At 51.4% G+C, this 24922-nt stretch carries 26 protein-coding genes and 2 pseudogenes; 15 read left to right on the top strand and 13 right to left on the bottom strand.

Going from position 1 to position 24922, the window contains the following annotated elements:
• Positions 1–1038: 1038 nt before the first annotated feature.
• The 8 genes from BMI79_RS22235 to BMI79_RS22200 form a co-directional block, all read right to left on the bottom strand.
• On the bottom strand, positions 1039–1575 hold the full coding sequence (locus tag BMI79_RS22235) for a stationary phase growth adaptation protein (RefSeq protein ID WP_076944323.1): 537 nt from the start codon (positions 1573–1575) through the stop codon (positions 1039–1041).
• Between the two features lie 300 nt (positions 1576–1875).
• Positions 1876–3072, bottom strand: a complete 1197-nt coding sequence (locus BMI79_RS22230) for an STY4528 family pathogenicity island replication protein (RefSeq protein WP_076944322.1) — start codon at positions 3070–3072, stop codon at positions 1876–1878.
• Positions 3072–3641, bottom strand: coding sequence for a DUF2857 domain-containing protein (locus BMI79_RS22225; RefSeq protein WP_076944321.1), 570 nt, complete (start codon positions 3639–3641; stop codon positions 3072–3074). Before BMI79_RS22225 ends, BMI79_RS22230 begins: the two co-directional genes overlap by 1 nt.
• Positions 3642–3734: 93 nt before the next feature.
• On the bottom strand, positions 3735–5465 hold the full coding sequence (locus BMI79_RS22220) for a ParB family protein (RefSeq protein ID WP_076944320.1): 1731 nt from the start codon (positions 5463–5465) through the stop codon (positions 3735–3737).
• A complete protein-coding gene (gene dnaB-PI / locus BMI79_RS22215) occupies positions 5455–6810 on the bottom strand; it encodes an SPI-7-type island replicative DNA helicase (RefSeq protein WP_076944319.1) in 1356 nt (451 codons plus the stop codon). The genes BMI79_RS22220 and dnaB-PI overlap by 11 nt, the downstream gene beginning before the upstream one ends.
• Entirely contained in the window at positions 6803–7162 is a 360-nt protein-coding gene (locus tag BMI79_RS22210; protein WP_076944318.1) for a hypothetical protein, read from the bottom strand. The genes dnaB-PI and BMI79_RS22210 overlap by 8 nt, the downstream gene beginning before the upstream one ends.
• A complete protein-coding gene (locus tag BMI79_RS22205; RefSeq protein ID WP_076944317.1) occupies positions 7159–8025 on the bottom strand; it encodes a ParA family protein in 867 nt (288 codons plus the stop codon). The genes BMI79_RS22210 and BMI79_RS22205 overlap by 4 nt, the downstream gene beginning before the upstream one ends.
• A 349-nt stretch (positions 8026–8374) precedes the next feature.
• Positions 8375–9358, bottom strand: coding sequence for a tyrosine-type recombinase/integrase (locus tag BMI79_RS22200; protein WP_076944316.1), 984 nt, complete (start codon positions 9356–9358; stop codon positions 8375–8377).
• A 163-nt stretch (positions 9359–9521) separates the two neighbouring features.
• Between BMI79_RS22200 and BMI79_RS22195 the strand changes: the two are divergent.
• Positions 9522–9692 (top strand): annotated as a pseudogene (locus BMI79_RS22195) (IS630 family transposase); the annotation flags it as partial.
• 93 nt (positions 9693–9785) lie between these two features.
• On the opposite strand, the gene BMI79_RS22190 reads toward BMI79_RS22195, so the two are convergent.
• Together BMI79_RS22190 and BMI79_RS22185 are read right to left on the bottom strand one after the other, a co-directional pair.
• A complete protein-coding gene (locus BMI79_RS22190; protein WP_076944315.1) occupies positions 9786–10361 on the bottom strand; it encodes a helix-turn-helix transcriptional regulator in 576 nt (191 codons plus the stop codon).
• A gap of 49 nt (positions 10362–10410) precedes the next feature.
• Positions 10411–10713, bottom strand: a complete 303-nt coding sequence (locus tag BMI79_RS22185) for a FaeA/PapI family transcriptional regulator (protein WP_076944314.1) — start codon at positions 10711–10713, stop codon at positions 10411–10413.
• A 710-nt stretch (positions 10714–11423) separates the two neighbouring features.
• On the opposite strand from BMI79_RS22185, the gene BMI79_RS22180 reads away from it, so the two are divergent.
• The 11 genes from BMI79_RS22180 (at position 11424) to BMI79_RS23685 (ending at position 20837) form a co-directional block, all read left to right on the top strand.
• The gene (locus BMI79_RS22180; protein ID WP_076944313.1) at positions 11424–11972 is read left to right on the top strand and encodes a fimbrial protein; all 549 of its coding nucleotides are present in this window, start codon (positions 11424–11426) and stop codon (positions 11970–11972) included.
• A 306-nt stretch (positions 11973–12278) separates the two neighbouring features.
• The gene (locus BMI79_RS22175) at positions 12279–12827 is read left to right on the top strand and encodes a fimbrial protein (RefSeq protein WP_076944313.1); all 549 of its coding nucleotides are present in this window, start codon (positions 12279–12281) and stop codon (positions 12825–12827) included.
• A 76-nt stretch (positions 12828–12903) separates the two neighbouring features.
• Positions 12904–13458, top strand: a complete 555-nt coding sequence (locus BMI79_RS22170) for a fimbrial protein (RefSeq protein ID WP_076944312.1) — start codon at positions 12904–12906, stop codon at positions 13456–13458.
• Positions 13459–13470: 12 nt separating this feature from the next.
• Positions 13471–15984, top strand: coding sequence for an outer membrane usher protein (locus tag BMI79_RS22165; RefSeq protein WP_076944311.1), 2514 nt, complete (start codon positions 13471–13473; stop codon positions 15982–15984).
• A 123-nt stretch (positions 15985–16107) separates the two neighbouring features.
• Entirely contained in the window at positions 16108–16869 is a 762-nt protein-coding gene (locus BMI79_RS22160; RefSeq protein ID WP_083704523.1) for a fimbria/pilus periplasmic chaperone, read from the top strand.
• 95 nt (positions 16870–16964) lie between these two features.
• Positions 16965–17567 carry a fimbrial protein gene (locus tag BMI79_RS22155; RefSeq protein ID WP_076944310.1) on the top strand — a complete coding sequence of 201 codons (603 nt, stop codon included), beginning with the start codon at positions 16965–16967 and terminating at the stop codon, positions 17565–17567.
• On the top strand, positions 17560–18108 hold the full coding sequence (locus tag BMI79_RS22150) for a fimbrial protein (RefSeq protein WP_083704522.1): 549 nt from the start codon (positions 17560–17562) through the stop codon (positions 18106–18108). The genes BMI79_RS22155 and BMI79_RS22150 overlap by 8 nt, the downstream gene beginning before the upstream one ends.
• Before the next feature lie 35 nt (positions 18109–18143).
• Complete coding sequence (locus BMI79_RS22145; protein WP_083704521.1) at positions 18144–18632, top strand: fimbrial protein; 489 nt, start codon at positions 18144–18146, stop codon at positions 18630–18632.
• 10 nt (positions 18633–18642) lie between these two features.
• Positions 18643–19122 carry a fimbrial protein gene (locus BMI79_RS22140; RefSeq protein WP_076944308.1) on the top strand — a complete coding sequence of 160 codons (480 nt, stop codon included), beginning with the start codon at positions 18643–18645 and terminating at the stop codon, positions 19120–19122.
• 11 nt (positions 19123–19133) lie between these two features.
• Positions 19134–19709 carry a fimbrial protein gene (locus BMI79_RS22135; protein ID WP_244157370.1) on the top strand — a complete coding sequence of 192 codons (576 nt, stop codon included), beginning with the start codon at positions 19134–19136 and terminating at the stop codon, positions 19707–19709.
• A 276-nt stretch (positions 19710–19985) separates the two neighbouring features.
• Entirely contained in the window at positions 19986–20837 is an 852-nt protein-coding gene (locus BMI79_RS23685; RefSeq protein WP_125828867.1) for a hypothetical protein, read from the top strand.
• Positions 20838–21159: 322 nt separating this feature from the next.
• On the opposite strand, the gene BMI79_RS22130 is transcribed toward BMI79_RS23685, so the two are convergent.
• Positions 21160–21384, bottom strand: a complete 225-nt coding sequence (locus tag BMI79_RS22130; RefSeq protein WP_244157369.1) for an AAA family ATPase — start codon at positions 21382–21384, stop codon at positions 21160–21162.
• A gap of 405 nt (positions 21385–21789) precedes the next feature.
• Between BMI79_RS22130 and BMI79_RS22125 the strand changes: the two genes are divergently transcribed.
• The 3 genes from BMI79_RS22125 (at position 21790) to BMI79_RS22115 (ending at position 23458) form a co-directional block, all read left to right on the top strand.
• Positions 21790–22755 carry an AAA family ATPase gene (locus BMI79_RS22125; protein ID WP_076944307.1) on the top strand — a complete coding sequence of 322 codons (966 nt, stop codon included), beginning with the start codon at positions 21790–21792 and terminating at the stop codon, positions 22753–22755.
• Between the two features lie 146 nt (positions 22756–22901).
• Positions 22902–23183: a CopG family ribbon-helix-helix protein gene (locus BMI79_RS22120; RefSeq protein WP_076944306.1), complete on the top strand. Its 282-nt coding sequence runs from the start codon at positions 22902–22904 to the stop codon at positions 23181–23183.
• Positions 23183–23458, top strand: coding sequence for a type II toxin-antitoxin system RelE/ParE family toxin (locus tag BMI79_RS22115; protein ID WP_076944305.1), 276 nt, complete (start codon positions 23183–23185; stop codon positions 23456–23458). The genes BMI79_RS22120 and BMI79_RS22115 overlap by 1 nt, the downstream gene beginning before the upstream one ends.
• Before the next feature lie 494 nt (positions 23459–23952).
• Here the strand turns inward: BMI79_RS22115 and BMI79_RS22110 are convergent, their stop codons facing one another.
• Together BMI79_RS22110 and BMI79_RS23840 are read right to left on the bottom strand one after the other, a co-directional pair.
• On the bottom strand, positions 23953–24528 hold the full coding sequence (locus tag BMI79_RS22110) for a tyrosine-type recombinase/integrase (RefSeq protein WP_076944304.1): 576 nt from the start codon (positions 24526–24528) through the stop codon (positions 23953–23955).
• Positions 24525–24922: pseudogene (locus BMI79_RS23840) on the bottom strand (hypothetical protein); the annotation flags it as partial. The gene BMI79_RS22110 and the pseudogene BMI79_RS23840, both read right to left, overlap by 4 nt.

Genomic DNA, 24922 nt, shown 5'->3' with positions numbered 1-24922 from the left:
TAGTTGACGCAGAGTGAGATAGTCAGAGAACGGTGGGTCTTCAAACAACGGGAAAGTATTTTCTCAACGGCGACAATTGATCTTAGCGACTGTTGCGCCCCGCAACACTGTATGATTTTTAGCCACTATTGCCACCGGCAACACTGTATACTTTTTAGTCGCTGTTGCGGCCGGCAACACCGCTTAATTTTTAATCACTGTTGCGCCCCGCAACACCTTGCGTGTTTTTAGCGGGGTTTGAAGTTGAAGTGTGGTGGTACGATGTTTATCAATACCATTGTCAGATGTGTCAAAAATGTTCAACACGGCGCTGACTAACTTTACCTCTTATGATAGGTAAAGCCTCTGATTTTAATGGATATATATTTTTGGTTATGGTCAATACTCAGCGTTATCAGCTGGTTAAAATTGAACGTTGATTGAAATCCATTGCCCGCTAAATCTTAACTCGTTATGATTCATTTAAAATGCACTTAGCCAGTAGCATGAGTTCGATTCTCATGGCCTTACCTTTCATTCCGGCCTTCTTTCTCTCCATTATACTTATACGTTGTGCAAGTATTGTGCTTATGAATTTTGCAAATGAGAAAAAGCCTATGAAGAAATTATTCCGTTATACATTAATTGTCGCTACAGCATTCTGCGAGACTATATGGGCCGGGATAACAGGTGTGGTCAGTGGTGCTATGACTGGCCAGACCGGGTTAACCTCGGGACTGGCTAAGCGTATTTCGTTATAGGGTAATCGGGTGGCGCTGAGGATACACCCTGCGGCCACATTGCATATACATGACAGTCCCCCTTCATAAGTTATTGATGCTTATACTTTTGCATGCTGTTTAACAAACCATCATTAATGCACCAATAGTTGGTGCATTAACAGTAAACATACACTAGAATAACTACAAGGATGCAGCAGACTGGTTTATCCAGACATCCCGCTACCAACTAAGTTGGTCTGGCCAAGTCCGGTAAAGGCGCTTCTGAATACCAGAGAAGTTATCTGGCGAAACCCACCTTAAGGTGGGTTTTGTTATTTCAGGGGTGAGGTAGTGGTTTGCCAGCCAGCAACTTACTTGCAATGATATAAAAACCGACCTTACCTCCCCCTGGTTTGGTATCGACGGCATAGGCGCTGGTCACATGAATTCTGAGTTTTTTCCGCTCCCGGAATACTCTAAAGGGGACGTAGTAATAACAGTGTTCACCCTCTTCATTCAGCACTTCGATCACCGCATAGCTGCCATAGCCGGCATGAATAATTCTTTGGCGATCGAGTGAAAGTATCATGTCTCTAAGATAACGTTGTGCCAGGCGGTAACGGATCTTACAAAACGGGCGGGACTCCTTTGGCGAGTGGTACATCAATGCCCGCTTTTCTTCCTCACTCTGTTCCGAGTAACCTTTGCAAAAACAATGAAATGAATAGGAAACGATGAATTTGTAGATCTTGTCTTCTTTGCCCTCGCTGCGATGCGTGTATATCACCTCATGTGCGTCAAGAAAGGAAAGGTCCCAAATTACACCCTCAGCATCAATGAAAGGTCGCCATTTCTCTACTTCATCAATTCTCACGTTTTAACCTATCTCCAGAGATGACAAGTCCTACCTCGGATTATCCTGAGACCACAACGCATTAGTGAATGACCGTTATGCTAACACAGGCCGCGACGACGTTCCCACATGGGCAAAATCCTCTCACCACCTAATCATTGTGTTAGAAAGTGGGCAAAAAATAAGCATTCCGTTTATCCGACCTCTAAGACTTCGACAAAGAAAGAGCTCACGAGAAGCCATCACATCGAACTCCAAAAAGTGTTGCGCCCCGCAACACTGTATGATTTTTAACCACAACATACCCAACACACCACGAAATCATGGCCTGTAAGCCGCACGGATCTCCGCCATCACTTTTGCAATCTGCTCTACGGATGCCCGCTTGTGCTCCTGTTGAACAGCTCGCTGAGCTGGCTCTGCACCCGCGAAATGCTGAGACGGTGGCGGTTGTTGCGCACGCTTTGCCACACTTGCGGTCGAATTAAATTGCCCATTTCTCGCTCGCTTCAGCGTGGCTAGCAGGTAGGCAATCACATTTTTTATCTCACCAGTGCCGACCCGCTCCGCTACGTCATCCAGAACCTGCTGCCCCAATGGCTCCGGCAATGCGCGCAGTTGTGGCTCAACGTTATCCCTGTCCGCCGTAGTCAGATTTTCAATCAACGCTGATGGCCAACGTAGTCGAGACTCATTCTTGCTTGCAGCGCCTACGTACGTATCTTTTACACACTGTGTAAAACTACGTACGTAACAGTTCGGTTTCCGAACTCTGTCAGGATCCCTTGTTTCTCCACTGAGTTCGGTTTCCGAACTCAGTGATTTTTCCGCCAAAGAGGGTAATTTCTGCCGGGGTTCGGTTTCCGAACTCGGTAAACTGGCCTGTAACTGCTGGGCTAGCGCTTGAGCGGATTGAGGAGAAGACAGGCGTGATTCGATCAAGGCAATACGAGAATGGCGGTGGCGCATGGAGGTATCCTGTTTGATTTCCTTGAGCACCGATAACGCCGTTAACCGAATGGTTTTGTTCCCATGCTGACAGGCCTGTGCCACAGCATCCAGCCAGCCCGGATCAAAATACTCCGCATCGCGCAGCCCCAACGGTTCGTCATGCTGGGCATAGATATTGCCGCGTACCCGGCCACCGTCATCCCTGACTCGTTTGCATAAACTCAGCCAGCCCGTGAGCCGTAACATAAGCAAAGTACGACTGACCGTTTCTCGAGACGCTTTGCTGGCATGGGGGGAGGCAAGCTGAAGCTGCAGTTCTTCATAGGTCGGGAATACGGCCCCTTCGTTCTGCTGGGCATAGAGACGGATCATCACCCACGCCGTTTTATCCAAGGGCGATAATCGCCTGTCCATATACAACTGCCGAGGAATCGCATCATGCACATTCCCCAGGTAGAGGAGACCACTCTGTTCGTTTGCCACCGCGCCGGATTGCGCTTTTTGCACAATCCGGGCCGTCATTTTGCTTAACGTATGTTGTATGACGCTGTCTACCGCCAAGGTCATCAACCCGCTCTCCGCCGTTGCTGCTGTTCAACCCAGCCTTTTACCAGCGTCCATACGGACGTTAGGGCAATATCCTGTTGTTCGGCAATCAACATCATGACCTCCAGCGCTTCCAGAGAGTCCAGATTGTCTATGTTGGCGGCACGCCACTGCTCCCAAATCGAAATTTCCTCGGCTTCGGCGGGCGTTTGATTACGCCCCTGCCGGGTGGGTATCCCTGCAAGGCGACGACGGGTGCTGACCTCTGACGCCGTCAGCCCAAAGTAGCACTGCATCATTTCTATCGACCCGCCAAGGGCCAAAGCACGGTCAATGCGCTGTACCCGTACCTGCTCCTGTCGGGCCTGCGCCAGCATCATATTGAGATTGGTGTGGTTGATATGGAACGTCAGTATCGAAACGGATGAATTCACCAGGTAGTGCAAATCCTCCACCGTCAGTTGGTTCAGTTCCTGGATCTCCTCCAGCGTCAGCCCCATCGCTTCGCAACGCCGGATATTGCCGGATTTCAGTTCCATCAGGACCTGCGTCAACAACGCATTGGTCGTTATACCGATTTGTGGATTCATACGTTGTGCCCTCCTAACAACATCCCTATATCAATCGCCCATGTCACCACGCACAACACAATGAGTGCGATGCAAGACCAGTCCTTGCGGGGTTTATTCATCGTCAGTCTCTCCATTTTCACATTGCTGAGATTGGCGCTGGATCTCCCGCAAACGCCGTATCACACGGATTAACCGTAAAAACTTCACTACCAGGACATCGTCCAGCAATGGCCTATCGGCAGGCTGTTCAGTGCCGAACACCATCTGGGTCAATTCGTTCGCAGACACTGAGACTGCCGCATCACCGGTCAGTGCAGCCAGCAACCGCGTGATGGGAGAGGCCTGATGAAGGTTGATCTGTATACGGTATCCGGCTGAAGTTGGCGCATTGTCCTCACACAGCGCCTGTTCAACCTGCAATACTTCAGCCAGTTCAAACGCCAGACGAAAGGCCGCATCCTGCAGATGCTCCAGGTCATCCTGCAGGGCGGAGATATGCCAAATGTCTGTCACCGGCTCCAGTCCGGTATCGGCAAAAGAAACGGAAGAGTCGGTAGCGGCGCTGTCCAGCATCGTTGGGGGATAATCCGTTTCCATTCGTTCGCTATCAGATGCCAACGGAAACGTCACCGGCAACGTTGATTCTCGCGGCTCATGTCCCTCAACGTACAAATCAAGCTGTTCTTCTTTCTTACGGCCAGCACTGTAGTGCTGCGATGATCCCCCTGTGAGTGCAGGGGTTTTCGCGTCCTCAAGCGTCAGATCGGCATCAGGTTGGTGATTTACTGCAGGTGATTTTTCTTTATGCTGGCCATCACCACCAGGCGGTATACTCGATGAAAATGGCGGTACAACAGTCGGTATTGTCCCCTGCTCCTGTTTCTCGGTGTCTTTATCAGCATTGATAATATGCTGCGGCAGCGGTGCAGGTTCACCGAACAACTTCCGGCGATTCTGCTCTTTCGGATCCAGCTCGATTAACCAACGGTCATAGGTGATCTCAGGGCTAGGCATTGCCTGGAGCAGTGCCGCAATCAGTTCGTCTTTAAACGTATCCAGGGTGTAGTGTTCGGGATCATCTAAAGCGCGGCAAACCTCGCCAAATACCGCATCGAAAGATTTGACCGCATCGGCATATGCACTAAATTCCCCCCAGGCTTTTTCAGCCGCCATGCGCAGATTGATAAGAGGAATAGTTTGAGCACGGCTTAACCCGGATTCCAGCAGCGCAGGCAGATAGGGATACAGTTGTTTGATCACATACTCCATCCGGCTGATACTGGAGTAATGTATGGGGTAACCCTCTGTCTTCAATAGATCAGCAAGTTCACGCTGACTCACCTCACGCTCGAGTTGTTCCTCATAGATGCTTCGGGCCTTGGCGACGCCAAACGATTTTTCAATGAAAGACAAATCACCCCGAACATCGTTTTCAGCCAGATGACCGATGACACACTTCAGCCGTCCCGGCCACGGCTTGAAAATGCATTGAATACGGCGAAAGCGTTCATCTTGTGTTTCTTCCCAGAGCTCCAGCAGGATCGTATAACGCGTGTTCCCTCCATCACTGAAAATGTACACGTCTTCCGCGCTATCAGGGTTTTTCGTCACCTTGGGTACCGAATCTAGCCCACGTGCCAGGATGGAAGCCTTGATTTCGGCATACCTGGGGTTGCGCGTGGTACGTGGGTTATCCGGGTTGGGCCGCAGTTGATCCAGCGTCAGCACCATCGGCATTTCACTGACGGGCAACATAGAGGCTGCACCGGACGCCGGCACTCGTCCACGCTGCAACAATTGTTCGCCCAGCTTCTGCATGTTTCTTGGTGCCTTAGAAGTCATAGCGGCCTCCCGAGAAATCTTCAAACCGGGTGATTTCCGCCAGGTATTTCACCTTTACCGTACCAATAGGGCCATTACGCTGCTTGCCAATAATCAGTTCGGCGACGCCTTTATCCGACGAGTGCTCGTCATAAACCTCGTCACGGTAGATAAACATGATCACATCGGCATCCTGCTCTAATGCACCAGAGTCTCGCAGATCGCCGTTATTGGGCCGCTTGTCTGCCCGACTCTCGAGGGCACGATTAAGTTGTGAGAGGGCAACCACCGGACAGCCGATCTCTTTTGCCAACGCTTTTAGCGAACGCGAAATTTCGGCAATCTCCTGTGTGCGGTTCTCCTGACCAGGGCAACGCATCAGTTGCAGATAGTCCAAGAGGATTAATGAAGGACGACCGTATTTACGGACATTCCTACGGACGCGGGAGCGCAGCATTGTCGGGGTCATAAAGCTGTCATCATCGACGATCAAACGATCTTTCCACTCCGTCAGGAGAATATGGGTCGCTTTGGCCACTCGGGCCCAATCCTCATCCCCCATATTGCCACTGCGCAAATTCTGCAGAGGTACGCGCCCCAGCATCGCGACGAATCGAGATAAAAGCTGGTCAACCGGCATTTCCAGGCTGTAGATCTGCACCGGTTGTTCTTTTCGGCTATCCAGCGCCCCTTCACACAAACTCAGGGCCAACGCGGTTTTTCCCATGGAGGGACGGCCTGCCAGCAGGATCAGGTCACTCTCCTGCAGTCCGCTAGTCATGCCATTGAGTTGTTCAAACGGGGTGGGCGTACCGGTGATCAAGTCCTCACTGGCACAGCGCTGCTCCAATCGGTTGAGGTAGACCTCCAGTGAGGAGACCAGGTCGAACTGTTTGCCTGCGGCCTGCAAACCGGCAATGTCAAAAAGACGTCGCTCGACTTCTTCCATTAATGCAGCCACATCAGTACGCGCATCTTCAGCCTGCCCTGCCAAATCATGCCCCAGCGCCAGTAACTGACGTTTCTGCTTCGCCGTAGAAACATACTCGGCGTAAGCCACGATGTTGGCCGCACTCGGGGTGTTCTTCGAGAGTTCCGCCAGGTAGGCAAAACCGCCGGCAATATCAAGCTGGCCAAGACGTTCAAGCTCTTCCGAGACGGTGATGAGATCGATAGGCATATTGCGGCCAAGCAGCCCCTGCATCACCGCAAAGATCTTCTGATGAGAGGGTGAGAAAAAGCTGTCAACGGCCAGGAGAGGGGCGATTTCGTCCCAGCGGTCGTTTTCTAACATCAATCCACCCAGAACGGACTGCTCTGCTTCCAGAGAATGCGGCATCACCCGCCGTGGTGCTTCGTTATGCATGGCGAACCTCCTTACTCTGAACTTCGCGCAACGCGCATTCCAGAACATCACGGAGTCGGGAAGAAGCGACCAGGATCAGGGGTTCCCGATCATAACTCGCCCCAGACTCCAGCAACGGAAGCCCAACTGGCGCTTGTGGGCCGATGGCCATATCGCGAAGTTCAGATTCACTCCACACGTTATAAAATTCGATAAAACCGCTCGCCACTTCCCATTCATCAGCCAGACGCTCATAAATCCGGCTTTTTGCCGTTTCATAATCAGGCGCATCGACGAACACGTGGATTTCATCGTGCGCTTTATAGGTTGCTGTGGAACAGGCGACAGCCCGCCAAAGTTGATTGCGATTCATGCGCGGATCCCCCGAGCAATAACATCAACAAACTGGGGTTTCCACTCAGGGAAAAGCTCACAGGCGAGGCCACATATCGATTGTGCTGCGGGAGGGGTTTTGCGATCTGTTTGGTATTCCAACCGATGCGCAGGCTGAGACAGACTATGCCCCAACCTATAAACGTCCAAATCATAGATCTGCGTTGCCAACATACTGACCGGGATATCCGCCGAACTGTAGGTCCCCTCTTCCACAATCTGCGTTATCGCGTTCAGCGCCTCCCTGGCTAACTTGGTATAATCCATGCAGTTCACTAGGATTTTCACCGGGGGGAGCGAAATACCAAAATCTTTGTAGGGTAGTAAACCTTCCATCAGCGGGATCGTCCCACGTAAAAACTCACGCACATCAGGAACCACAGGCTTGATCATGGCGAGTGCCGTGTGATTGGTTGCCAACATCACCAGCTCCAGCATGATGGATCGGGCACCCTGTGAATCGATGATGATCACGTCATAGTCGGTAAACAGAGGGTGTTGCAGCAGATTGCGCAGACGAAAACGGCCATCCGGCGCATGCATCATGGCCGTTTTGAGTTGTTCGTGGGGATCGTTAGAGATAATCAGGTCGAGGTTGGTAATGCAGGTATGGGAGATAAGCTGTTGAGGTTGATTGAGATCCACCGTCTGCATTAATAATTCATATAGGCCATAGGGGGCTTCATACTGCAGGTGATAATAACTGGAGGCTGTAGGTTGAGCGTAGTCACCGTCGATTAACAGTGTCTTGAGACCGGCATCGGCGCAGAAGCCGCCGAGATTGGCTGCGTGGGTCGATTTCCCTTCGCCGCCTTTGGTAGAAATGATTGAGATTACGTGCATATATATTACCCGAATAAGTTATTCGAGTCGTAATAAGCACAGATGTCATTTTAACCTTTTTCTACTCGGGGATTGAAAATCCCCGTGTCCTTGGTTCGATTCCGAGTCCGGGCACCATCAAATTCAGAAGCGCTTGTCATTCATTCAGGATGAAAAAATGACAGGTACGGAAACAAGCCATAGTTAACATGCTGTAGATCTATTACCTGGATTACGGTTGTTGGATATAGGCTCTTGAGAATCCCGACTGTGCAACCAGCCGGGATATCTCGCGTGATATTTTTACAGGCCTTGTGCGCAAATGTCAAATTATGTCAAGGGGATACTCTGCATCCCCTACATTGATAATCTAGCGCTTAAACTCTTGCTCCATGATCTCCCGCAAACTCTCCACATCTTCATCAATGTACTCCAGCGTAGAACGTAAACTCGAATGCCCTAACAGACGCTTTACTGCCTGAATATTGCGATCCGGGGACTTCATCATGTTGGTGGCCACCGTATGCCGAAAACGGTGAGGGCTGACAACAAACCGGCATTCTCGCGAGAGTCGCCGGAAAAAGGCTCGAATGGGATAGATACCCATATCGGTCATTGCACCCTGTTGTTTTGCCCTGCGTCCCACATCAAAACGGTTCACATTGAACAACTGTTCTTCCGGTTCAGCACCGGCCTCCAGTGAGCGGGTCACCAGTATTTTCAAACGGGGAAACAGTTCGGTAATGATGGGAATACGCAGTTCGCGGTGATTCTTCGCACCGGCGATAATCAAATCCAGCCAGCGCTCTTCAAGATTGACATCACAGATGCGTATGTGACGGAGCTGGTTTTGACGTATCGCGGTGTAACTGAGGGTATCAAGCACCGTCAGCCAGAACCAGGCTGGCTGGCAGGCATGAACCCGCCAGTTCACCGCCAGGCTCATGGCCTGCAACCGTTCACGCTCTTCATACTGCGCCATCAAACGATACACCGCCTCCGTCTGCCCCTCGGTCAGGGTTTTCTTCTTTTTCTTCCCCGCCCGGACCACCGCTTTATTAAAAGGATTCTCCCCGTGTGTCAGCAATCCACTTTTCATCCCGAAATTGAACAGAGCCCTCATATGCGTCACCTTGTTGTTCCAGGTCGTTGCCTGCAACTTCTGTTCCTTCAGAACGTGCCTGCGCCACTCCAGTACCAGTCTGTTATCAACTTCACTCGGTGATTTAAGGGTGAACCGCAAAAAGGTTCTTACCACTTTCCGATAACTCCATTCCGTATCATCACGTACAGAATGATTGAAGAAATAATGATCTAACAACTCATCAAATGTTAATAACTGTTCACAGGCCACCAGATATTCTCCAGAACTTATTCATAAAATAATCAAAAAGTTACCTACCGGAAATGCGAAAGCATTTCAGCAATATCCATTTGCCAGGCTGACTGGCCATCTGTTTTGAACGTCAATTAAATCGAGTGGTTGCGAAACGCCATATTCTTCAAGGAATTGCATAGTGTACTCGCCATGGGTGAACCACGTAGAACGATTATGGCAGGCATTACATGACACGATAACCCGGAATCATAGCTGCCGTTCGATGTGGCAATTACTGAAAAAGGTACGCCACTTTATGAAAACGGTCAGCCCATTCCCTGGTAGGAAGCACGGTCAGGCAAAAGTGTAGCGGTATTAGGATCAGCTATTTAGTGAAAATGATGAAGAGGGACTACATCATCATTTTCATGCTGAAATATTAGCTGTAACTCAAGCATACTTGTCATATTAAGCCGTAGGGCTTTTTCTCATCCAAGATTATGCTGCTTTGTAACAGCCAGTTATACAGTTCATGAGTGCGCTTGAATCCCAGTTTGCGCATGGCAGCATGCTTATGACCACTGACAGTCTTGATACTGATTTGCATATTTTTTGCTATCTGATATGGGGTGAGCTCTGTCGCGATACCTCGTAGAACCTCGATCTCTCTAGCACTGATTTTGGTGTGGCCCAGGTTAAAACGGAGGTGTTCTGGCGGAGTGGGGGCAAATAATTCATCCAACAGGCGTATCATGACCTCCGGTTTTTCACAAAGGTTGAACTCTCCTTGCCAACTTCCCAATAACATGTCATTTCGGGTAATAACCATTTTATGTCGTTTATATCCGACGCTGTCCCAGTCTACCATCCTCTTGGCAATCAGATCTGTCTTAATCGAGTCGACGACACATGCTCTCGTCAAGGGTATAAAGATGACACTGACCCCCTTCATATGAAAGTAGGTCTTAAGAACCTGCCGCATACCTTGCATAAGGAATTGGTTACTGTCCCACAGTGCAATAACGATAGGTGATTTCATGTTACTTTCCTAATTTACGTGGCTGTATATCCATATTTACGATCGCCAACTATAAAACATCCTGCGGTTTTGCTTTTGTCACGCAAGATAAAGAGGCTGGGGTAGCAATGTACCAACGCAGGCTGTTGTTGATAGACCCGGTGGACATGTACGCCATGTTATTTTTGACCAGCTTCATTAAATAATGACGGGATATATATATATCCATATTACAGGCGTCGGCAATATGCCGTGTCTTCGGCCACAACTCCTGAGGAGGTAAGGTATCCGGCGGGTATGTAAAATTGCAAAAAGACTGCAAAGCCATCAGGACGCGCTCCATCCCATTGTTTTCATTGTATTTATTTGTCATAGGTTCTTATCCTTGTTAATCCATATTCCTGTTGTTTCAGTCGAGAAGCGTTACCCCAAAAGGGCTCTTGCAGACCTTCGCAAGCCTACTATTCGCTACCTGTCCTGATGATGATATTTTGCACCAAAGCAGAGCTTTAACTTACTAAATCTTTACTTTGCGATCAATAAGATCTAAAAAACCAATTTTATCAGAATAAAACTCTGTATTAGTGTGTTTTTACGATTGTAAGAGTCGCATATTTGAAATAAAAGGAGTGAGGTAAGATTTTTATTGCGAAATTACGATGTAACTACAAAAAGACTTTTAAAAAGCAAGAATGACGGTGATAATCCGCTTTATAAATTTCAACTAGGAACTATCCGAGGTGTTTTGTCGTTTTACGCTGTGTAATTATTGTTTTTGAGGTTTGTGAGTTAAGTGTTTTAGTATTTAATGGAATAGGAATTTTCATTAAGAGAATTCAATGAGCAACCCAATGGATGGGGTGGTTAAATTTTTATGACAGTTAATCCCGCCATTTTTATCTTCCTATTCTGAACTAATAAAAAGGAATGGATCCCTTTTTATATCAACCTGAAAGGATGCATATCAGTACCGTATCCCCCTATTACATAAAGGTCTCTTGCACTTTCATGCAGGGGTGTCTTGTTGCAGGAGATGCGGCTCGACATAACTCGTTAATTAACGTTCTAAAGGAATGAACACGTATGAAACTGAATAACATTGCAATGGCCACCGTAATGGCGATGGGGTTGGGTCTGGCGTCTTTCGCTAATGCGGCTGACCAGGGTTCCGGCAAAATCACCTTTACCGGTTCTATCATTGATGCGCCATGCTCCATTGCCCCAGGCTCTCTGGACCAGACCATTTCATTGGGCGCAGTGTCCAATGTGGCGCTGGCCGCCAACGGTAACACCGGGGTGTCTACTCCAGAGCCTTTCAGCATTGAGCTGAAAGACTGCGTGATTGCTACTACTGGCACCAAAGATAAAGTGACCGTAACCTTCACTGGCGCGGCCTCTTCATATGATGCTGACAGCCTGGGCATGATTGGTACGGCTCAAGGTGCCTATATCCTGATGTCACAAGCTGACGGTGCCAAGGTCAAGCTGAACACCCCAACTGCAGCACAGACCGTAGTGAACGGTAACAACTCCCTGAGCTTCACTGCGGCCCTGAAAGGTGGCGGTGCCGGTGCAACCATCGTCCCAGGTGCTTTCCAGGTACCAACCAACTTCGTGCTGGATTATCAATAAGTAGGCCATTAAAGATAAAACAGTAGGGTTTTCTTCACTCTAAGGTTTTCCTTATATTATAAATGGGTCATCTTAAATAAGAGAATCCACATGGAAAGCATACTCCTCTATTTTATTTGCTTTCCATTTAGTCCTATTTCTCCATGAAAAGGGAAAGACTTTTATTTTAAGCCCGAAAGGATGCGTGTATATATCGCATTCCCGTATTACATAAAGGTCTCTTGCACTTTCATGCAGAGGTGTCTTGTTGCAGGAGATGCGGCTCGACATAACTCGTTAATTAACGTTCTAAAGGAATGAACACGTATGAAACTGAATAACATTGCAATGGCCACCGTAATGGCGATGGGGTTGGGTCTGGCGTCTTTCGCTAATGCGGCTGACCAGGGTTCCGGCAAAATCACCTTTACCGGTTCTATCATTGATGCGCCATGCTCCATTGCCCCAGGCTCTCTGGACCAGACCATTTCATTGGGCGCAGTGTCCAATGTGGCGCTGGCCGCCAACGGTAACACCGGGGTGTCTACTCCAGAGCCTTTCAGCATTGAGCTGAAAGACTGCGTGATTGCTACTACTGGCACCAAAGATAAAGTGACCGTAACCTTCACTGGCGCGGCCTCTTCATATGATGCTGACAGCCTGGGCATGATTGGTACGGCTCAAGGTGCCTATATCCTGATGTCACAAGCTGACGGTGCCAAGGTCAAGCTGAACACCCCAACTGCAGCACAGACCGTAGTGAACGGTAACAACTCCCTGAGCTTCACTGCAGCCCTGAAAGGTGGCGGTGCCGGTGCAACCATCGTCCCAGGTGCTTTCCAGGTACCAACCAACTTCGTGCTGGATTACCAATAAGTCGCTCACTGCGGTGATGACCAACCTGCAGCAGCTCTGCTGCAGGTTTATTTAACCTCCACACTGGAGTCAGTCAATGAAATGGACTCATGACGTTTCGCCTCGCGTGGTGCCTTCCCTGCTGATGTGTTGTGCCTTGGTATTTTCCACGAGTGCGCAGTCTGCTGGCGTGATGGGACAGGGGCGCGTCAGCATGGAAGGCGCCATTGTAGAGACGCCGTGTGCAATTGAAGTGGGCGACCGTGACCAGGGCTTGGTCATGGATACGGTGCCGGTTAGCCAGATAATTCGCGATGGGCGTGGCCCGGAGCAAAGTTTTGCCATTCGCCTGGTGGATTGCGTGCTCGCGCGCATCGACCCGACCCAACCGGACTGGCAGCGGTTTGCAGTGACCTTTGACGGCGACAGTGACGAGGGTTACTTCGGGGTGTCGGGCGAGGCGCGCGGGATAGCTCTGATGATACGCAACCCCCAAGGGGCGGTGGCCGTGCCGGGCATGGCATTACCGGCTGCTCCCCTTACTCCGGGTGAGATGCGCTTGAACTACACCCTGAGCCTGGTGAGCAATCAGGACACCTTGCGAGCCGGGGACTACCGTTCGGCAATACGCTTCAGAATGGATTATTACTAAAGGGACTCTCTCATGGCGCGTTATTTTTCCCGCTCGCTTCTTGCCATCCTGTGTCAGGCCAGTCTAGGGACCAGCGTATTGCTTGGGGCTGTGAGCGTGGCCCAGGCAGAAGACATTCAGTTCAATACGGATATCCTGGACCTCAAGGATCGTGGCAACATCGATTTAAGCCAGTTTACCCAGAAAGGGTTCATCCTGCCGGGCACCTATGAGCTGGCCATCAGGCTAAATAATCAGACTTTGCCAGCGCGGCCAGTGGCGTTTATCGCCCCGGACACTGACCCGAAGGGCAGCCAGGCCTGTTTGACCAAAGAGGTGGTTGACCAGTTAGGGTTGACTGACGCCGCCCTGAAGGGATTAACCTGGTGGCATGAGGGCCAGTGCCTGGACGTGACCAGCCTGAAGGGGATGGAGGCACAAGGTGACCTGAATACCAATACCCTGAAGCTCAGTGTGCCGCAGGCTTATCTGGAATACAGCAGTGCAGACTGGGACCCTCCCTCGCGCTGGGAAGAGGGTATTCCCGGCATTCTGCTGGACTACAACCTCAATGCCCAGACCCAACGTCAGAGCAGCAATGACAACCGGCAGACCAATACCTTGTCGGGTAACGGGGTGACAGGAGCGAACCTGGGGTCATGGCGATTACGGGCCAGTTGGCAGATGCGGGCGACTCACCAGACCGGCTCAGGGCAATCGAGTGAGCAGAGCTTTGACTGGACACAGTACACCGCCTACCGGGCGATTGCACCGCTGCGCGCCAAGCTGACGGTCGGCGAGGACTTCCTCAACTCCGACATCTTTGACAGCTTTCGTTTCACCGGCGGCAGCCTGATCTCGGACGACAACATGCTGCCACCGAACCTGCGAGGGTATGCCCCGGAAGTCACAGGCGTGGCCCGTGGTAACGCCAGGGTGGTTATCAGCCAGCAGGGGCGGGTTATCAAGGAAGTGCTGGTCGCCGCCGGGCCATTCCGTATCCAGGATCTGGACAGTGCGGTCTCGGGTGCATTGGATGTACGGGTGGAAGAGGCCGACGGCAGCGTGCAGCAGTTCCAGGTCGATACGTCTACCATTCCGTATCTGACCCGGCCAGGGCAGGTACGCTTCAAGCTGGCGGCGGGGCGACCTTCCGACTGGCAGCACCGGGTCAACGGGCCGCTGTTTGCCACCGGGGAGTTCTCCTGGGGGGTAAGCAACGGCTGGTCGTTGTACGGTGGCGGACTGGGGGGCGAAAATTACTCGGCCTTGTCACTGGGGCTCGGGCGTGACCTGCTAGCCTTCGGGGCACTGTCAGCAGACGTGACACAGTCGCGCGCCCAGTTGCCGCAGCAAGACACGTTGCAGGGGGGGTCTTATCGCCTGAGTTACTCGAAGCGCTTTGACCAGACCGGCAGCCAGGTAACGTTTGCCGGGTATCGTTTCTCAGACAATCGCTTCCTGTCGATGGCCGATTACCTGACTGCGCAAGACAACCCTGCGGGTGTGGCGCCGGGACGCAGCAAGGAGATGTACACCGTTTCCTTCAACCAGCAGTTTGCCTCGCTGGGGTTGAGCGCGTACCTGAACTACAACCATCAGACCTACTGGAACCAGGCCACCAGTGACCGTTACAACCTGTCGCTGTCACGTTACTTCGACATCGGGCGTTTCCGTAACGTCAACCTGTCGCTGACGGCGTATCGCAACAACTTCAGTAACACCAAGGATGACGGCATGTACCTGTCACTGTCGTTACCGTGGGGGAATTCGGGCTCGGTGGGCTACGTCGGGTCTTATGCGGCGGGAGCCAACAGTCATGCAGTCAGCTATTCCGACCGGGTGGGGGATGCAGACTACTACCAGCTGCGGGCCGGGATGACGGGCGGAGACACTGACCTGAACGGCTATTACTCACATCGGGGCTCACTGGCCCAGATTGACGGGTCGGCCAGCGTGCGGGGCGGGCAGTACAGCTCGTTAGGGCTGTCATTAACGGGGGGCGCTACCCTGACGCCGCAAGGCGGGGCGTTGCACCGCACTGGCGTGTTGGGTGGAACACGGATGCTGATTGATACCGACGGTGTGGCCGGGGTGCCTGTAGGCAGCTATGGCAGCGCGGTCTATTCAAACGCCTTCGGCAAGGCGGTGGTGGCGGATGTGAGCAGTTATTACCGCAACACCGTGCGTATCGACGTGGACAAACTGGCGGACAACGCCCAGGCCACCAACTCGGTGCAACAGGGGACGCTGACCGAAGGGGCGATAGGTTACCGTCACTTTGAGGTGGTATCCGGTGAGAAGGCGATGGCGGTTCTGCGTCTGGCCGACGGTTCGGTACCGCCGTTCGGGGCCACGGTGATGAACGCGAAGCAGCAGGACGTGGGCATGGTGAACGACGCAGGGAATGCCTACCTCAGTGGCCTAAAAGGGGGGGAGACCCTGACGGTGCACTGGAATAATGCCGAGCAGTGCCGGGTCACCTTGCCGCAAACCCTGCCGGCAGGCATGGCGACCAATCTACTATTGCCCTGTGTGAAGAAGTAGCTGCGACGCTTGAACAGTGAATCATTGAACAAAGTGTGCCGCCTTTTTGGGCGACACCTGACTCATTACTGGCTGCCGTGAAACGGCAGCCAGTAAAAAACAGATAGAGAAAAGGTAAAGACAATGAAACGCATTTTTCTGATGAGCCTGCTGGCCAGTATCACGGTAAGCACCGTGGTCCCTACCGCCCAGGCGGCCATTTCCCTGGACCGGACCCGCGTGGTGTTTCCGGGTAACGAGAAGTCGGTGAGCCTGACGGTGCGCAACCAGAACCCGGAGCTGCCCTACCTGGCACAGGGCTGGCTGGAGGATGCCCAAGGCACCAAGCTGGAAGGGAACAGCGCATTTACCGTGCTGCCACCGGTTCAGCGTGTAGAACCCAAGGGGCAGACCCAATTGAAAATCCAGGCGATGCCGGGGGCCAGCCTGCTGCCGCAGGACCGGGAGTCGCTGTACTACTTCAACCTGCGGGAAATTCCGCCGAAAAGCGACAAGGCCAACGTGTTGCAGATAGCGTTGCAGACGCGCGTCAAGATGTTCTACCGTCCGGCGGCGTTGGCGGAGGAGGCCGCGAAGCTGCAGGCTACGCCGTTCCAGGAACAGTTGACGCTGACGAAAACGGGCGACGGTTACACGGTCAATAACCCGACGCCGTACTTTGTGACGCTGATAGGCGCGAGTGCGAAAAAAGGCGCTGAGGTAGTGAAAGGTTTTGAACCGCTGATGGTGCCCCCGAAGAGCAGTATCGCACTGGGCGGCAGTGCAGCGGCGCTGGGGACCGCCCCGGTGTTGGTGTATGTGAACGACTTCGGCGGCCAGCCGGCACTGACCTTCCGCTGTAATGGCAGTACTTGCCAGGTGGATGAGAGCAAACGAGACAAATAATCCTCCGGGATATGGGTAGCGACACGCTCCCACAGTCCTGTTGGCGGACAGTGCCCGGCGGGGACGAACCGTAACGGAAGAACAAGGGAACCATCATGGAAAAGAGAAGATTGCCTGGCAAGACAGCCCAGTATGCCGGTCTGACCGGTGTGGTGCTGATTGCCCTGCTTTCCCCAGCAGCTCAAGCCGCTGTGGGGCAGGTTGACGGTGAACACGGTGTGCTGCGGGTGTCGGGTGCACTGACAGAAAGCGCCTGCCGCCTGGAGATGACCTCGGCCGATCAGTCGGTGGACCTGGGGGAGGTGGGAACAGGCCGTCTGCTGCGTACCGGTGATCGGGGGACGGCAGTGGCGGTGACTCTGCGCCTGCAGGATTGCCTGCGCAGTGCGGCCAACAATCGTGACCGGCAGGGTAACCTGACCTGGAGCCCTAACCAACCCGCCGTGTCGCTGACCTTTACCGGCGTACAGGACGAGAACAATCCACAACTGTTCATGGCCCGGGGCGTCGGTGGTATGGGATTGCGCCTGACGGATGCAGCACGCCATGACGTGGTGCCGGGGTTGTCGGGTCAGCCGCAGTTACTGACGCCGGGCAACAATGAACTGACCTATTACATTGTACCGGAACGTACCGGGGCACCGCTGCAGGCGGGTGCGTATCTGGCCCATGTCAACTTCAGGCTAAGCTATGAATAAGTCTCTTCAAGGCAATCTGTCCCGGGCCATGGGATACGCGGCACGCCGTGTCGTTATCGGTGCGGCAGGGAGTCTGATGCTGTGTCTGGCCTCGGTGCAGGCCGGGAACGTACTGACGGTCAATATCACGGGTACGGTGATTGCAGGGCCAGCCTGTCAAATAACGGGTAACGCCAACAACCGGATTGAGGTGGACTTTGGCAATAACCTGCAGACCACCAGTATTGACGGCAGCAACTATGCGATGCCGATACCCTTGGCGCTGACGTGTTCGGGCAACCCCTCGAGTCTGCGCCTGCGATTTTTGAGTCCGGGCGGGGGCAGTACTTTTGACGGCAACGTGCTGGCGACCAATATCTCGGATCTGGGGATAAAACTACTGCAACCGGATAACAGCGCGTTGAATCTGGGGGACTGGTTCACCTTTGCGTACTCTGCAACCCCCCCGGCCATCAAGGCGGTACCGGTGAAGCGTACTGGGGCCACTTTGCCGGGCGGCTTTTTTGGTGCCTCAGCCACGCTGGAGATGGAGGTGCTATGACGGCAATAAGGCAAGCCCCTGCATGGGGAGGATATATGAAGCAAACCAGAAAGGCCCTGTTTGTGGTGTTGTCGCTGGGTGTGCTGGGTATCACGCTGCCAGCACAGGCCATTGACGCCTACTTCTATGGCACGTTGGTGGTGCCGCCGCCGTGCGTGCTCAACAACAATACGGACATTTCGGTGAATTTTGGGAACGACCTGCTGGCTGGGCGGGTTAACGGGAGCAATTATGCCCAATCCATCCCCTATACGCTGGACTGTACCGGGGCACCGACTACCGCGTTGAAACTTCAGTTCCAGGGAACGGGAGCAGACTTTGACACCTCGGTACTCGAAACCAGTAAACCGGACCTGGGGGTGGAGTTGCGCAGTAACGGTGTCAAGTTGCCGATGAACACCTGGTTCAACTTCACCGACCCGGCGCGTCCGGCCTTGACGGCGGTCCCGGTGAAGGCAACGGGCAGTACCCTGACCGGGGGCGCCTTTACGGCGGCGTCCACGCTGTTGGTGGATTACCAGTGAGGGATGAACAATGAGTGTCAAGACGGTTTCGCGGGTAATGGGACTGGGTATGGCGTACATCTTGATGAACAGCGCCCAGGCCGTGCAGGTGAATTTCCAGGGGACCTTGGTGGATGCCCTGCCCTGCAGCATCAATAACGACCAACTGATTGAGGTGGATTTTGGCGACGGGGTGATTATCCGCAACGTCGACGGGGTGCACTACAGCAAGCCAGTGCCTTATCAGATAGTGTGCAGCGCCCCGGGTACGGTGCGGTTGAGTGTCAACGGGACGCCCACCCATTATGACGGGGCGGCGATACAAACGGATGCCCCCGGGCTGGGTATTCATCTGACGCAGGCGGGGCAGCCGTTTACTCTGAACGCACCGATTGCGGTTAACCCGAACAATCCTCCGACGTTGATGGCGGTGCCGGTCTCAGACCCTGCGCAGCCGCCGAGTCCGGGAGCATTTACAGCGGGCGCGACGCTGCTGGCCGAGTACCAATAGGAGAACATCGGATGAATCGATGGCAACGTGTTCTGCGCATGGCGCGGGACTCACAGAACGCACGGAAGGGGTTGGCGCTGTTGCTGCTGACACCCCCATTGCTGATGGCTGTACCTGCCCAGGCGGTGGATAACCTGGCCTTCAAAGGGACGCTGGTGAATGCACCTTGCACGCTGCGCGTGGGTGATGAAGACATTATGCTGGATTTTGGGACGGTGATTGACAAGTATTTGTACAGCGACAGTCGCACCCCGAGCCGGGCGTTCTCGCTGCACTTGGACGACTGTGACACGGCAGTAATGACCGGGGTGAAGCTGACGTTTAGCGGCACCGAGAGCGCGGGGTTGCCGGGATTGCTGGTTTTGGATGCAACCAGTGTGGCACGCGGCGTGGCAATAGGGATGGAGACGTCTGGCGGGCAGGCCTTGCCGCTCAATGTGCAGGGCAGTACGACCCCGCTGACGCCAGGTAACATGGTGATAGCTTTGCAAGCGTATGTGCAGGCGGAGCCAGCAGCGCAGGCGAGCAAGGGTATCGTGCGCGGGCCGTTTACGGCGACGGCGACCTTTGCGCTGGAGTACCAGTAAGACAGATGCAGCGTAATTGAGTGGTGAGTAAGGGTAGCAACCTGGCGTGTGGTGTTATGCGCTGAGGCGTGCCTTGCCACCGAGGACATCTAGCAACCGTCGAGAGCCACTCTACTCATACTACTTTATGAGTGGAGATAAGATTAGGGCATGCCGAGGTGCGAACCTTGGCGTGCGTGCGGACGTACGATCCACGGTGGCCATTATGGGGGAGTGGTTATTTTTTAACTGTATCTTTACCTGCTATCAAGTAACATTACTAAGAGGGATTTAACTGTGGGGCGTTTATATATTGCGATTGCTCTGATGTTGATGAGTATATCTGTTAGCAGCAAACAAATAATAGTCACTGGCGTGTCTTTATCAAACTACGGATATGGTCCATCGATTCCATCTATTTCATTTATAGTAACAAATGCACCCGCACCTCGTTCAATGGCTTGTACTTTTGGTTCTTGTTCTTTTGGTATTGGTTATCGCGGTTGTGGGAGCCGGGGGGCGGTAGGTTCACCCTATACAGAATGTACTCAAGCACAGATGCCTATCGGATTATATACACATAACAGTTTTACTCCGCCAACTGTCGGGGAGGCAGCGACTGTTTATGTTAATAACACTATGACTTGGGACGATGCTGTGGATAAGTTTGTGGCCGCATGGGGAACATCTGGTACTATCAGCATGAACGCTAAAACTTATGTGTATTATTTATATGAATGGTGTACGGGGGTAGGTCCGACAGGCAATGACGCAGTTAATAGTAATCCACAAACTTTTGTCGCTCCAGGCACGTGCAGTTCCGCGCCACATGTCGATACAGTTTGTAACATATCAGGCGATGGACTGATAAACCATAATACACTTGCACTTGAAAATGTTGATGGTGCTACTGCATCTTCCAGATTTACTGTTCAATGTAATGGTCCTGCATCAGTAACATTAAGAATACCTAATGATACTATCGCCTTGGGTAATAATATCTCATCGAAGCTAACAATACCTGGAGGTACAGGTGTTGTCTCTATTCCAGGTACGCAGGATTTTCAATTGGTATCCACGTTATCCTCGTCCAATCCGCAGCCGGGTAATATAGCTGGTAGTGGTATTGTCATTGTCGAGGTGCAGTGATCCTCCTATAATTAGGTAAGCATCTGAGTGACAATCAACGCCCAATGCATGAATAAGGTATTATCTGGTTTATATCACGTTTGTTGGGCTGATTTATATTTTCATGCACTAAAATGAACTAATGCCCTCTGTCGAGGGCATCTCGCCAAATAGACATAATCTTTATACTAAACATGCATCAAGATATAAGGAGAAGGAGGTTGTAACATTTATTTTTGGGACCGATTGACCATGAACGGTAGCGCGCCGTCCCCTTGGTAGGATCGGGAACTGCAGATATCAATAGACCTTTGAGAGTATCGCTTAGACCTTGAAAAGCCCCTTAGATTTGAAAACTTGGGCTGGTCGAATAGCGACGTACGCCCTCATCTTCTGGGTATCGTTCGCGGCGTCCACTCAATGGCAGAGTAAGTAATCGGATTGCGTCTACAACATTGTATTTTCCACCATTATTTTCACCGACCAATACACTCAAATCTGGGCGGAGACTAACAGTCACATCATCACAAGACCGAAACCGAGAAATTTTTAGTCTACTTAAATACATAAATATCCTTATATTACAAGATTATATAAGTTACCCTGGAAAGTCCGCGTGGAGGTCTTCATCCAAAATATTTTAATATATCGGTAGTCCTGCTCGACTCACGGTTAACGGACATTAACTGCATACTTTGTTACGGATACGTAGAACTCGACGAGTTTGTAACAATGAAGCGAAGCGATAATTACTGATTCATTACTCCACAATTACAATAATATCAAAACTTTCCTTATGACAATGTGCCAGAGGAATCATTTTTCACTATTGCCAAAAAAGATGATTTAGACCCAATCTAATAGCTATCTCTAAATAGCTGTTCCAAATAGTAGATCGCCACGAGGGAACTCAGTCCGATTTAAGCCATCTGATCAATCGCTGAATATCCCAAACCACCAACCGGACTGAGTTATGCCGATCATTGACGCATGCGAGAAGCTGGTGATTGTCAGCTATTCGTCGCCAGAGCTCCCCGGCTTCTCTCCTGATAAACGACGGTGCTATCTTCAGGCACGTTTCCCGCAGGCACAAGTTCTCGTATTCTCCTCCGAAGAGGCTTCATTTTGGGGCATAGGGCCGATGCCCCAAAATGAGCATGACGACGATTCACACCGCCATTTCGTTGCCTTATTGTGCCTACAGAAATTGAACATTATGCCCGAGGCAGTATTCACCGCGGAGGACTATGGTGATGGATTCGCCCAGGTTCTCAGTATGCATTTTCATCAGCAAGTTTCTCATGTGCGACTGCAGCGTGAATCAGGGCCTGGGGCTGTATCAGGAACCTTAATTCGGTCTGATATTCATAAATATAGATATCTCGTTGCTCCTGAAGTGTACGCTCACTTTGTACACCGCATCTGTATACTGGGTGGGGAGTCCACGGGTAAGAGTACCCTGAGTGCCGCATTGGCCACTGCGCTAGGCACAGAATCTATCAGTGAATATGGCCGCGAGCGTTGGGAACAACGGAAAGGACATTTAATTTTCGATGACATGCTAGAAATTGCACAAACCCAGCTCTTGCGGGAAACAACCGCACGCCCCTATCGCTATTTGGTTTGTGATACTTCGCCACTAACTACATTATTTTATTCACTTGCCATGTTTGGCAAAGCGGAACCTAGTTTGGAAGAGTTAGCCTGTCAACATTATGACACCGTTGTGCTTTGTGCTGACGATTTCCCCTTCCAACAGGACGGTACGCGTCAGGATGAGTCTTTCCGTCAACGGCAACAAAAGTGGTATATTGATGAACTTACCGCACGCAATATTCCCTTTTTATACGTTACCGGCAGTGTGGAACAACGGTTAAACACAATACTGGAAAACTTGATTCCACTTCCAACAGATTCTGGGCATCTTAAATCAGTATGATTCATACTACACAGCTCAAATAAAAAACTTAAATAATTACAGATAGATAAATCATGCAACGGATGTTGGCCGGAATTTACCGGCACTTGCACGATCAGTGAATCTCTGATTGACTATGATTTAATTTTAATCGCAAGGAGATACTCATGGGACAATCACCCACTCGCGTCATTACTGCGCATGTTCCTATTGAAATGGCAGAGAAGATCGACGAAATGGCTGCTAACTATGATCGTTCTCGTGGCTGGATCGTCAAACAGGCTTTAGCCGCGATCATTGAGCAGGAAGAGAACCGCCATCAAATGATCCTGGAAGGTCTGGCAGATGTGGATGCGGGCAGAGTAGTGGAACAAGCTGATGTCTTAAAATGGGTGAATAGCCTGAACAGTGACACGCCACTTCCTGTACCACAGTCAGGACAAAAGTAATGCAGGTTGTCTGGTCAGATCATGCGTTGCAGGATTTAGAGCGCTTGCGCGAATTTATTGCCAGCGTCAATCCAGAAGCAGCAGCACAGGTTCTTCAATCACTGGTGCTTGCTCCCGTTAACCTGCTGACGCATTCACGGATAGGGCCTGCACTGGCAAGGTATGAACCACGGGAAGTGCGCCGTCTGATCGTCGGTAACTATGAAATGCACTACGAACTCAGAGTTAACGCGCTCTACATTTTACGTGTTTGGCATACGCGAGAAAATCGGTAAGATAATCCCCTGCATTAGACTCGCTGTCCAACAGGAATAGAAATAAAGAATCGAACACGATGCCGACGCGGTTTTTTTCACTTCACTTGGCGTCTTCTGTAACAACATTATCCCCACTTTGGTCCCCAAAAACACTCAAAAGGGACTGCGGGTACAATTGAGGGTATAATAATAATCACATCAAAAAATATATCTAAATATCAATGAATTAAATGGCAATGTCGATTCCGAGTCCGGCACCATCAAATTCAGAAGCGCTTGTCATTGATTCAGGATGAAAAAATGACGGGTACGAAAGCGAGTCAAAGCACACGATAACCCTGGTTAAATGACTGATTGATTTTATTCAGTGCTACCATTACCCGGTTATTGTAAAAGGCTCTTGAAAAGCCGCCTGCTCTAACAGGCGGTTTTTTCGCATCCAATCTTTACAGGCTTCGTGTTTAAATGTCAAATTATGTCAAGGGGATACCTTTGCCCACCGTATAGCCCACCTAACGTTTGAACTCCTGCTCCATAATCTCCCGCAAACTCTCCACATCTTCGTCGATATACTCCAGCGTAGAACGCAAACTAGAATGGCCTAACAGGCGCTTGACAGCATGAATGTTGCGATCCGGGGACTTCATCAGATTAGTAGCTACCGTATGCCGAAAACGGTGTGGGCTGACGACAAACCGACACTCTTTCGATAGCCGCCGAAAAAAGGCCCGAATGGGATAGATGCCCATATCGGTCATTGCACCCTGTTGTTTTGCCCTGCGTCCCACATCAAAACGGTTCACATTGAACAATTGATCTTCCGGTTCAGCACCTGCTTCTAATGAACGGGTCACCAGTATCTCCAAGCGGGGGAATAGCTCGGTAATGATGGGGATACGCAGTTCGCGGTGATTCTTGGCTCCCGCGATAATCAAATCCAGCCAGCGTTCTTCAAGATTGACATCACAGATACGTATATGACGAAGCTGGTTTTGACGTATCGCGGTGTAACTGAGGGTATCAAGCACCGTCAGCCAGAACCAGGCAGGCTGGCAAGCATGGACACGCCAGTTCACCGCCAGACTCATGGCCTGCAAACGCTCACGCTCCTCATATTGCGACAGTAGTAGGCCCCCGGTTGCGCGTCCCAGGCATAGCCCCCTTGGGTGATCGCTGCCGCCTTCATCCCCCCTTCCAACCCCTGCCCCTTAAGGGTGTTTACCACATCACTGGAAGTGAAATGGTAATACCGTTTGACTCGTGCGGCTGCGGTATCCACATCCACCGGCACCTCGAATTCTCGGGCAGTTTTCTTATCAATTACCGGTGAATTCGTTGACATCGCAGGCAAACCACCACGCTCATGGCTGTCGGCTTTTTTACCCAGTGAGAGCAAGCCGTAGCTCATGTCGCTGACTTTCTTGTTCAACTCGGCAACATCGCTACCGGCACACCCCGTCAACAGAACGGCGGATAACACCA

This window comes from Serratia oryzae, assembly GCF_001976145.1.
Classification (GTDB): domain Bacteria; phylum Pseudomonadota; class Gammaproteobacteria; order Enterobacterales; family Enterobacteriaceae; genus Chania; species Chania oryzae.
This window is presented reverse-complemented; position numbering and strand designations above follow the sequence as displayed.

Excerpts from the sequence above, each read along its gene's own strand:
- BMI79_RS22230 (WP_076944322.1), bottom strand. The coding sequence starts at position 3,072 with ATGACCTTGGCGGTAGACAGCGTCATACAACATACGTTAAGCAAAATG.
- BMI79_RS22225 (WP_076944321.1), bottom strand. The coding sequence starts at position 3,641 with ATGAATCCACAAATCGGTATAACGACCAATGCGTTGTTGACGCAGGTC.
- BMI79_RS22220 (WP_076944320.1), bottom strand. The coding sequence starts at position 5,465 with ATGACTTCTAAGGCACCAAGAAACATGCAGAAGCTGGGCGAACAATTG.
- dnaB-PI (WP_076944319.1), bottom strand. The coding sequence starts at position 6,810 with ATGCATAACGAAGCACCACGGCGGGTGATGCCGCATTCTCTGGAAGCA.
- BMI79_RS22210 (WP_076944318.1), bottom strand. The coding sequence starts at position 7,162 with ATGAATCGCAATCAACTTTGGCGGGCTGTCGCCTGTTCCACAGCAACC.
- BMI79_RS22205 (WP_076944317.1), bottom strand. The coding sequence starts at position 8,025 with ATGCACGTAATCTCAATCATTTCTACCAAAGGCGGCGAAGGGAAATCG.
- BMI79_RS22190 (WP_076944315.1), bottom strand. The coding sequence starts at position 10,361 with ATGAAATCACCTATCGTTATTGCACTGTGGGACAGTAACCAATTCCTT.
- BMI79_RS22185 (WP_076944314.1), bottom strand. The coding sequence starts at position 10,713 with ATGACAAATAAATACAATGAAAACAATGGGATGGAGCGCGTCCTGATG.
- BMI79_RS22180 (WP_076944313.1), top strand. The coding sequence starts at position 11,424 with ATGAAACTGAATAACATTGCAATGGCCACCGTAATGGCGATGGGGTTG.
- BMI79_RS22175 (WP_076944313.1), top strand. The coding sequence starts at position 12,279 with ATGAAACTGAATAACATTGCAATGGCCACCGTAATGGCGATGGGGTTG.
- BMI79_RS22170 (WP_076944312.1), top strand. The coding sequence starts at position 12,904 with ATGAAATGGACTCATGACGTTTCGCCTCGCGTGGTGCCTTCCCTGCTG.
- BMI79_RS22165 (WP_076944311.1), top strand. The coding sequence starts at position 13,471 with ATGGCGCGTTATTTTTCCCGCTCGCTTCTTGCCATCCTGTGTCAGGCC.
- BMI79_RS22160 (WP_083704523.1), top strand. The coding sequence starts at position 16,108 with ATGAAACGCATTTTTCTGATGAGCCTGCTGGCCAGTATCACGGTAAGC.
- BMI79_RS22155 (WP_076944310.1), top strand. The coding sequence starts at position 16,965 with ATGGAAAAGAGAAGATTGCCTGGCAAGACAGCCCAGTATGCCGGTCTG.
- BMI79_RS22150 (WP_083704522.1), top strand. The coding sequence starts at position 17,560 with ATGAATAAGTCTCTTCAAGGCAATCTGTCCCGGGCCATGGGATACGCG.
- BMI79_RS22145 (WP_083704521.1), top strand. The coding sequence starts at position 18,144 with ATGAAGCAAACCAGAAAGGCCCTGTTTGTGGTGTTGTCGCTGGGTGTG.
- BMI79_RS22140 (WP_076944308.1), top strand. The coding sequence starts at position 18,643 with ATGAGTGTCAAGACGGTTTCGCGGGTAATGGGACTGGGTATGGCGTAC.
- BMI79_RS22135 (WP_244157370.1), top strand. The coding sequence starts at position 19,134 with ATGAATCGATGGCAACGTGTTCTGCGCATGGCGCGGGACTCACAGAAC.
- BMI79_RS22130 (WP_244157369.1), bottom strand. The coding sequence starts at position 21,384 with ATGTATTTAAGTAGACTAAAAATTTCTCGGTTTCGGTCTTGTGATGAT.
- BMI79_RS22125 (WP_076944307.1), top strand. The coding sequence starts at position 21,790 with ATGCCGATCATTGACGCATGCGAGAAGCTGGTGATTGTCAGCTATTCG.
- BMI79_RS22120 (WP_076944306.1), top strand. The coding sequence starts at position 22,902 with ATGGGACAATCACCCACTCGCGTCATTACTGCGCATGTTCCTATTGAA.
- BMI79_RS22115 (WP_076944305.1), top strand. The coding sequence starts at position 23,183 with ATGCAGGTTGTCTGGTCAGATCATGCGTTGCAGGATTTAGAGCGCTTG.
- BMI79_RS22110 (WP_076944304.1), bottom strand. The coding sequence starts at position 24,528 with ATGAGTCTGGCGGTGAACTGGCGTGTCCATGCTTGCCAGCCTGCCTGG.